This window comes from Flavobacteriales bacterium, assembly GCA_029248105.1.
GTDB lineage: Bacteria > Bacteroidota > Bacteroidia > Flavobacteriales > UBA7312 > UBA8444.
Genome location: JAQWJZ010000044.1, coordinates 1 through 5,871, shown reverse-complemented (window position 1 = coordinate 5,871; position 5,871 = coordinate 1). Strand labels below are relative to the sequence as shown.

General features: G+C 39.8%; 4 protein-coding genes and 1 tRNA gene. 3 read left to right on the top strand and 2 right to left on the bottom strand.

Annotation, left to right across the window (positions count from 1 at the left end; all coding sequences use genetic code 11):
* Positions 1 to 39: 39 nt before the first annotated feature.
* Positions 40 to 112, bottom strand: a tRNA-Met gene (locus P8I29_08065).
* A gap of 89 nt (positions 113 to 201) precedes the next feature.
* Here P8I29_08065 and P8I29_08060 point away from each other — a divergent pair.
* Genes P8I29_08060 through der form a run of 3 tightly spaced genes read left to right on the top strand, consistent with a single transcriptional unit; the run spans position 202 to position 4,350 of the window.
* Complete coding sequence (locus tag P8I29_08060) at positions 202 to 2,157, top strand: ABC-F family ATP-binding cassette domain-containing protein (GenBank protein MDG1917741.1); 1,956 nt, start codon at positions 202 to 204, stop codon at positions 2,155 to 2,157.
* Between the two features lies 1 nt (position 2,158).
* The gene (era, locus tag P8I29_08055; GenBank protein MDG1917740.1) at positions 2,159 to 3,043 is read left to right on the top strand and encodes a GTPase Era; all 885 of its coding nucleotides are present in this window, start codon (positions 2,159 to 2,161) and stop codon (positions 3,041 to 3,043) included.
* Positions 3,044 to 3,045: 2 nt separating this feature from the next.
* The gene (gene der, locus P8I29_08050) at positions 3,046 to 4,350 is read left to right on the top strand and encodes a ribosome biogenesis GTPase Der (GenBank protein ID MDG1917739.1); all 1,305 of its coding nucleotides are present in this window, start codon (positions 3,046 to 3,048) and stop codon (positions 4,348 to 4,350) included.
* Positions 4,351 to 4,523: 173 nt separating this feature from the next.
* Here der and metK read toward each other — a convergent pair whose 3' ends face one another.
* Positions 4,524 to 5,813 carry a methionine adenosyltransferase gene (gene metK, locus P8I29_08045; protein ID MDG1917738.1) on the bottom strand — a complete coding sequence of 430 codons (1,290 nt, stop codon included), beginning with the start codon at positions 5,811 to 5,813 and terminating at the stop codon, positions 4,524 to 4,526.
* Positions 5,814 to 5,871: the final 58 nt, after the last annotated feature.

Below are 5,871 nucleotides of genomic sequence, written 5' to 3'. Positions count from 1 at the left end.
AAAAACGGACCAGTAGAAGTACTGATCCGTTTTATTTAGTAGCGAGGGCAGGACTCGAACCTACGACCTTCGGGTTATGAGCCCGACGAGCTACCAACTGCTCCACCTCGCGATGTGAGGGCAAATATACACTAAATACTTTTTTAGACTATTAAAAATGACTTTTTTATCGGCTACTAAAAAGTGTACTTTTGCACACCTATGATTTCAGCCAATAACATATCGGTATATTTTGGAGGTCAAGAACTTTTTGACAACGTTTCTTTTATGGTCAACAAGGGCGACCGCATTGGATTAGTAGGAAAGAATGGCGCAGGGAAGTCCACTTTGTTGCGTATTCTCTCTGGTGAGCAGTCGCCCAACGAGGGTAGTATTTCTACGCCTAACGAATCCACTTTAGGTTATTTGCGTCAAGATTTAGAATTTGAAGAGGGCAGAACGGTACAAGAAGAAGCCGAATTAGCTTTCAAAGAAATAAAGGAATTGGAGCAAAAAATAAATGCCATTAACTTTGAGATGAGCCAACGTACGGATTACGAAAGTGATGCCTACATGCAGCTCATCACCGATTTAAATGAATTGAACGAGCGCTTTGGTTTATTGGGCGGTTATACTATACAGTCTGATATGAGTCAAGTTCTTTTGGGTTTAGGCTTTCAGTTGGATGATTTTTCTCGACAGACTAATGAGTTTAGCGGTGGTTGGCGTATGCGATTGGAACTAGCCAAAATACTGTTGAGTAAACCCGATGTATTATTACTTGATGAGCCTACCAACCACCTCGATATTGAGTCAATAGTATGGTTAGAAGGTTGGCTAAAAAGTTATGCTGGGGCAGTAGTTTTGGTATCGCACGACAGAACATTTTTAGATGCGGTAACTAACAGGACAATAGATTTAATACTGGGGAAAGCCAACGACTATAAAGCAAGTTACAGCAAGTATGTAGAATTGCGAAAAGACCGACAAGAAAAACAAATACAATCCAAAAAGAATCAAGATAAAGAGGTTAAGCAGACAAAGATGCTGATTGAGAAGTTTAGAGCTAAGAAAAGTAAGGCTGCTTTTGCTCAGAGTCTGATTAAGAAGCTGGATAAAATGGACGTTATAGAGGTAGAACAGGACGAGACGGCTAGCATGCATTTTAAGTTTCCCCCTGCGCCTCACTCTGGAAAAGTAACTCTAAAGGTTAATAATGTTGCCAAAAGTTACGATGAATTAGAAGTTTTAAAAGGCATAAATCTTTTGTTAGAAAGAGGGGAGAAAATTGCTTTTGTTGGTAAAAACGGAGAGGGAAAAACAACCCTTGCTAAAGTCATTGTTGACGCTATTTCATATGAAGGAGATGTAGAATATGGTCATCAGGTTAAGATGGGCTATTACGCTCAAAACCAATCCGAACTGCTAGATGAGAATAAGACTATTATTGAAGTCATAGAGGATGCCGCAGACGAACAAAGCAGGCCTAGAGTAAGAGATATGCTAGGTTCGTTCTTGTTTAGTGGAGATGCCGCACAAAAGAAGGTAAAAGTACTATCGGGAGGGGAGAGAGCTAGAGTGGCACTATGCAAATTGTTGTTAGAGCCTGTCAATCTGCTGATAATGGATGAGCCTACCAATCACTTGGATATGGTTTCTAAAGATATTTTGAAGAAAGCGCTCAACAAATACGACGGTACACTTATTATCGTTTCTCACGATAGGGATTTCTTACAAGGTTTAACCCAGAAGGTCTATGAGTTTAAAGAGCAAAACATAAAAGAGCATTTGGGCGATATTCACGACTTTTTGAATGCCAAAAAGGTGGCCGACTTTAAGCAATTTGAGTTGGAGAATAAGCAAAAGGCAACGACTAAAAAAACTCAGGATTCAGAAAATAAAATTAGTTATCAGGAACGCAAACAACTAGATAAAGACATTAAGAAAACATCCAATAAAGTCAAAAGTCTTGAGCGTTCGGTAGAGGCTTTAGAAAACGAACTCAAAGAATTGGATACCGAATTGGCACAGCCAGACCGATACAAAGAGTTATCTTCGCAGGCAGGATTCTTCGAATCTTATCAAGACAAGCAAAAGCAATTGGAACAACATATGATGGAGTGGGAAGAGCAACTGGAATTGCTAGAAAAATTAAAACAACAACGAGAGAACCTCTAAGATGGAGCACAAAGCAGGATATGTCAATATTATTGGAAACCCTAACGTAGGGAAGTCCACACTAATGAATGCTTTGGTGGGAGAGCGTTTGTCCATTATCACTTCAAAAGCACAGACGACACGACACCGTATTTTAGGAATCGTAAATGACGAGGAGCATCAGATTATTTTTTCTGATACTCCGGGTGTTATGCAACCAGCCTACAAGCTGCAAGAGAATATGATGGACTTTGTTCATAGTGCTTTTCAAGATGCTGACATTCTTGTTTACATGGTAGAAACAGGAGAGAAAGGACTAAAAGATGAGAAGCTTTTTGAACGTTTGAAAAATACCGATTTACCTGTTTTACTCTTGCTTAACAAAATTGATGCCGTAGAACAAGACTTCGTTAAAGAGCAAATTTTATTTTGGAAAGACCTTTTGCCCAATGCCGAGATACACCCTATATCGGCACTCAACAAATTCAATCTGGATTTGGTCATGTCACGTATAAAAGCCTTGCTGCCAGTATCGCCACCATATTTTGAGAAAGACGCTCTAACCGATAAGTCCGAGCGTTTTTTTGTGAGCGAAACCATAAGAGAAAAGATACTTAAGTACTACAAAAAGGAAATTCCTTATTCGGTTGAAATTGAGGTCGAGGAGTTTTTTGACGAGGAAAAGATAATAAAGATTAGAGCCATTATCTTTGTGGCAAGAGAGTCTCAAAAAGGAATTATTATAGGACACAAAGGAAGAGCCTTGAAAAAAGTAGGTACTTTGGCTCGAAGAGATATGGAAACCTTTTTTCAGAAAAAGATATTTTTAGATTTGTATGTCAAGGTCAATAAAGATTGGCGTAATGACGATAATCAGCTGAAGCGATTTGGCTATAACAACCAATAAAAATGGGAAACATTGTAGCAATAGTAGGTCGGCCTAATGTAGGTAAATCCACCTTTTTCAATAGGTTGATACAAAAGCGACAAGCCATAGTCGATTCTGTAAGTGGCGTTACTCGTGACAGGCATTACGGAAAGACCTATTGGAATGGACAAGAGTTTTCAGTAATAGACACTGGCGGTTATATTGTTGGTTCAGACGATATTTTTGAAGGAGAAATACGCAAACAAGTCAATTTAGCTGTTGAAGAAGCCAACGCTATCCTCTTTTTGGTGGACGCTCAAGAAGGAGTTACGGATATGGATTTGACCGTAGCCAAGCACCTTAGAAAATCCGATAAGCCAGTTTTTCTTGTAGCTAACAAGGTCGATAATGGACAAATTATGCAAGAAGCAGTAGAGTTATATTCTATTGGCATGGGCGACTATTTCTGCATATCTTCAATTAACGGTAGTGGTACAGGTGAGTTGTTGGATGCTTTAGTGGAAAAATTACCAGAGGTTGATGGCGAGGAAGAGAGTGACTTGCCACGCTTTGCTATTGTAGGACGACCCAATGTAGGTAAGTCTTCTTTTGTGAATGCATTAGTAGGCGAAGACAGAAATATTGTTACCGACATAGCAGGGACAACACGAGATTCACTAGATACTCACTACACCAAATTCGGTCACGACTTTGTATTGGTCGATACTGCTGGTGTAAGGAAAAAGAAAAATGTAAAAGAAGATTTAGAATTTTATTCGGTGATGCGTTCCATACGTTCCATCGAATATTCCGATGTATGCTTATTGCTTATTGATGCTACCTTAGGCTTTGAGTCACAAGACCAAAGTATATTTCACTTAGCGGATAAGAATAGAAAGGGTATAGTTATACTCGTTAACAAATGGGATTTGGTAGAAAAAGACACCCATACGACTAAAGAATACGAGGCCGCTATTCGAGAAAAGATAGCTCCTTTTACCGATGTGCCTATTTTATTCATATCGGCATTGACTAAGCAGCGTTTGCTCAAGGCATTGGAGATAGCTATAAAAGTTTCTAAAGATAGAAAGGCTAGAATAAGCACTTCGAAATTGAACGATGTCATGTTGCCATTTATAGAGCAGAACCCACCGCCAGCGACTAAGGGTAAGTACATACGTATTAAGTTCTGTACGCAGTTGCCCACCAAGACACCGACCTTTGCTTTTTTTGCCAACCTGCCGCAGTATATCAAAGATCCTTACAAGCGGTATATTGAAAATAAACTCCGAGAGAGTTTTGACTTTAACGGTGTACCCTTACAAATTTTCTTTAGGAAAAAGTAATTTCCTTTCCCCTTTTCTGAATAAGTTTTCTTCCCAATGTGGGGAGTGTTGTTATATCTCCCCTCTTGAGAGGGGATTAAGGGGTGTGTTCATTTCTCGAGAGGGGAGCTTTGGTGTGTTGTTTGTCTCCCCTCTGGAGAGGGGATTAAGGGGTGTGTTGGTGAGTTAGTGGCTTACAAAGAAAAAGTACTTTTTACCTCATCTACATAGTCTAGTTTTTCCCACGTAAATGTTTCTAAAGTCATTTCTTTGGTTTGCCCTTCTACATTAAAAGAGAATGTCTTAGTCTGTGGTGTTCTGCCCATGTGTCCGTAAGCCGCTGTTTCCTGATAAATAGGGTTTTTGAGTTTCAATCGCTCTATGATAGCTGCCGGACGCATATCGAAGATGCCTTCCACTTTTTTGGCAATTTCGCCATCCGATAGGTTCACTTTGGCAGTGCCATAAGTATCTACAAAAACACCCATAGGCTTGGCTACTCCAATAGCATAAGACACTTGTACTAATACTTGTTTGCACAAACCAGCGGCAACTAAGTTTTTGGCAATATGACGTGTAGCATAGGCTGCCGAACGGTCCACTTTTGAAGGGTCTTTACCTGAAAATGCACCACCACCGTGTGCGCCTTTGCCACCATACGTATCAACAATAATTTTACGACCTGTCAGTCCGGTATCGCCATGTGGCCCACCAATAACAAACTTACCGGTAGGATTAACGTGGTATTTTTCTGTGCCAAACAACACTTGCTGACGTTCTTCTAATTGTGCTAATACTCTAGGGATAAGAATGATTTTGACATCATTCTCGATTTGTTGTTGCATAGCCGTTTCTGCTTGTGCTTTGGCATCTGCTGTATCTTCTTTAGGTAGTACAAACTCATCGTGTTGAGTAGAAACTACAATAGCCTCTATACGAATAGGTTGGTTGTCATCGCTGTATTCAATAGTTACTTGCGACTTAGAGTCTGGTCTTAGATAAGTCATTTCTTTACCCTCTCTTCTAATATCTGCTAATTCGATAAGAATACGGTGAGATAAGTCTAAAGCTAAAGGCATATAATTATCCGTTTCATCGGTAGCATATCCAAACATCATACCTTGATCGCCCGCACCTTGTTCAGCGTGTAAGCCTTTATCGGCCTCTACACCTTGGTTGATGTCTGCCGATTGCTCATGAATAGCAGATATTACGCCACAGCTATCGGCATCGAATTGGTATTCCGATTTGTTGTAACCAATTTTGTAAATGACCTGTCTTGCTATCTTTTGTACATCTACATATGCTTTGGTTTTGACTTCGCCACTAAGTACAGTAAGTCCTGTAGTAACTAAGGTTTCACAAGCTACTTTGGACTCTTGGTCTTGTGCTAAAAAGTTATCGAGTAAGGCGTCAGATATTTGGTCTGCAACCTTGTCTGGATGTCCTTCTGATACGGATTCGGATGTAAAAAAATAAGCCATTTTCTATAAGTTTTGAGTTTAAAAATTCAAGTGAAAATAGCCGTTGCGAAATCATTCC

Bases quoted from the DNA above. Each gene is read 5' to 3' on its own strand.
- P8I29_08060 (MDG1917741.1), top strand. From the start codon at position 202: ATGATTTCAGCCAATAACATATCGGTATATTTTGGAGGTCAAGAACTT.
- era (MDG1917740.1), top strand. From the start codon at position 2,159: ATGGAGCACAAAGCAGGATATGTCAATATTATTGGAAACCCTAACGTA.
- der (MDG1917739.1), top strand. From the start codon at position 3,046: ATGGGAAACATTGTAGCAATAGTAGGTCGGCCTAATGTAGGTAAATCC.
- metK (MDG1917738.1), bottom strand. From the start codon at position 5,813: ATGGCTTATTTTTTTACATCCGAATCCGTATCAGAAGGACATCCAGAC.